We start from the raw sequence: 2,104 nt of genomic DNA, 5'->3' as shown, positions 1-2,104 counted from the left end.
GACGTGATCCACGGAGTAACAGTGAATCAGCGGCAACTTCCGGTCCGGATGCAGAGCGGCGGCGGCCACGGCAACCACCGAGGAATCGACCCCGCCTGAGCATAAGACGCTTACCTGGTCAGGTCGCGGCCCCGCTTTGTGCCGGATGCTGCTCGAAATGAGCTGCCGGAACGCCTCGACCTGGACCGCATAGGGCGTGCGCACGTCCGCTTCCAGCCGCCTAACAGCGCTGGCCAGCAGGTCGTGCTGACGCACAACCTTGCCATCGGAAAACAGAACAGCCCCGCTCAGCAGCTCCGCCACGCCGTGCAAGCCGGTCGCCGGCGTCATCCAAGACCAATTGAGCAGCTTACCGGCCAGGTATTCCAAATCGAACTGGGGACCGCGCTCCACCAGGAGCGCAGGGGCCTCCAGTCCCGACCATATTTCCAGGGTATCGCCCCGTTGCCAGTAATAGATTGGCACTTCCGAGAACGCCGCGCGCACCACGGCAAATGCCCCGGGGGTACGGACTATAAAAGCCGTGTCGCCGGCATAGTTCTCGTGCAGATAAAGCGCAGCCTCCCAGGTGCTGCACCCCCGAAGCCTGTCGGCGGAAACCTCAGTTGGTGCGCCTGTCCTCGCGTCTACAACATCGTCCAGAACCACCACTTCCATTCGGCTCGATACAGCGATCGTCGTGACCGTCCGAGCCCGGGAGGTCAACGGCGCCAGATTCAGCTTCATAGATCCATCCTCAAAATCTCGCTGTATTGTTCCACCGCCCCTTTCACATCGTTGACAATCATGTCGCCAACCTGCACCCAGGCATGGGCCATAAACGGTGGCTGCACGACACCGATGCGGAATGACGGGCGCTCGATGTACCGCCCCAGGAACAGCGCGCAGCAAACCGAATCTTCCAAGCATGCGGGACGCCTGAATCTGAGGTTGCGCAGATGCTGATACATGACGGCGTACCGTTCAGCCTGCTGCTGACCGGAGTGGCGAGATTTACTAGGGTGTCTCGCGCCGCGCAGCAAATCGAGCTGGGTGCGAATGGGTTCCCGCCGGACCCTTGCCGCCACCCGGCAGCATCGCAGGAAATGCAGTAGCTCGGCTGCAGGCGGGATCAGCATCTTCGGCTCACCCACACCAATGCGGAGCTTGGCGACGGTCGCCATCGTCGCCGCCTGCAGTGCGGCGTCTCTCTGGATAGCTCCGCCGAAATATCGATTCTTGGCCAGATCCAGGTGAATCCACTGCCCGTTCGACCATGCGGTTAGGGCTGGAAAATCTACAGTCTCCATGCCACATCCCCTCGCACATATATAAAGAGAGAGGGGCCGGTTTCCCGACCCCTCGCCGCCGGATTAGAAGTCGTACTTCTTGTCCTGCGGGATCGGCTCCAGCACGTAGTCGAAGTTGTAGCCCTTGGTCTCTTCGGTCGCGTTGCCGAGGTCGATCAGCTTTTCGTTCTGCTCGTTCATGACAGCTCCTTAGTGACGCCGGCACCATTGCCGGCCATCGGAGTCTATGTCTGGCCCCGCTCTATAGGGGCGTTATATTCCGACTATTCTCCCGACCGCCCGAGCACAAAAAAGGGCCGGACAAGCCGGCCCCAAAATGCTGCAAGTGCTGGAAGGGAGTTACAGATCGATGCCGAAGCCAATGCCTGCGGACGATTCACCGCCGCTCAGAGCGCCGCCGAAACTGAATGACGCACGTTCGCCGATCGCACGGGAATAGCCGATCGACAGTGCACGCTCGCCGCTCGACCAGCCCAGGCCCGCACCCACGCGGCCGCGCTCGCTACGCGAGCCTGCCGCATTGGTGGCCATCTGCACCATCGCCGAAGTCATGGCCGACTGGCGATTGATCCGCTTGTCGGTCATGTGGAAACGGCGGTCGATCTGCGCTGCCATGTCCTCCACACCATGCCACACGTCGCTCACGCGGCTGTCGGTGTACGCCTTGGCTTCCTGCAGGGTCTGTTCGGCCTTCTTGTCCGTGTACTTGCGGCCTTCCTGTGCCACCTCCCGTACCTGGCCGACATTCGCCGCATCCGACGCCTGGATGCCAGCCGCCACATTGGAAATCCGGGTGCCATTGGCACCTTCCAGCG

General features: G+C 61.6%; 3 protein-coding genes. All 3 read right to left on the bottom strand.

Annotated features, from left to right (window positions below; genetic code table 11):
* The coding region (locus tag EOD15_RS33280) for a hypothetical protein (protein WP_148129790.1) at positions 1-726 on the bottom strand (726 nt) is incomplete at its 3' end.
* Positions 723-1,289 carry a lasso peptide biosynthesis B2 protein gene (locus EOD15_RS33275; RefSeq protein WP_127409241.1) on the bottom strand — a complete coding sequence of 189 codons (567 nt, stop codon included), beginning with the start codon at positions 1,287-1,289 and terminating at the stop codon, positions 723-725. The genes EOD15_RS33275 and EOD15_RS33280, both read right to left, overlap by 4 nt.
* 339 nt (positions 1,290-1,628) lie before the next feature.
* Positions 1,629-2,104 (bottom strand): YadA-like family protein (locus EOD15_RS33270; protein WP_185929149.1); only part of this gene is annotated, 476 nt, incomplete at its 5' end.

It is taken from the genome of Mesorhizobium sp. M7A.T.Ca.US.000.02.2.1 (genome assembly GCF_003996995.1).
Classification (GTDB): domain Bacteria; phylum Pseudomonadota; class Alphaproteobacteria; order Rhizobiales; family Rhizobiaceae; genus Mesorhizobium.
The sequence above is the reverse complement of the archived record's forward strand: the minus strand, read 5'-3'. Positions and strand labels throughout refer to the sequence as shown.